Origin of the sequence: Streptomyces fildesensis (assembly GCF_016107395.1) — a bacterium.
GTDB classification, from domain to species: Bacteria; Actinomycetota; Actinomycetes; order Streptomycetales; family Streptomycetaceae; genus Actinacidiphila; species Actinacidiphila fildesensis.
Window position 1 is genome coordinate 1 of sequence record NZ_JAAIKO010000369.1, and the last position, 239, is coordinate 239.

The 239-nt window shown below is 63.6% G+C and carries 1 protein-coding gene; it reads right to left on the reverse strand.

The annotated features are described in order from the left end of the window. Positions 1-201, reverse strand: a 201-nt coding sequence (locus C6N31_RS43220) for a hypothetical protein (RefSeq protein ID WP_198359763.1), incomplete at its 3' end; no start/stop codon positions are given. Positions 202-239 lie beyond the last annotated feature (38 nt).

Genomic DNA, 239 nt, shown 5'->3' on the forward strand with positions numbered 1-239 from the left:
GAAGGTGGGCGTGTTGTCGAGGAACGCTCCGCCGTTGAACATGTCGAGGTCCTGTGCAAGCGATGGGACGTCGTCGGTGTAGGCGTCGTGGAGGAGCAGCGTGAACTCTCGGTCGACCTCGGGGGTTTTCTCGTCGGTGACCACCAGCAGACCCAGCAGACCCAGTTCGGCCCCGATCTCCATCACCGTATCGGCTTCCATTCCGTCGCTGGCCACCTCCCCGGAGGAGGCTTCTGGTG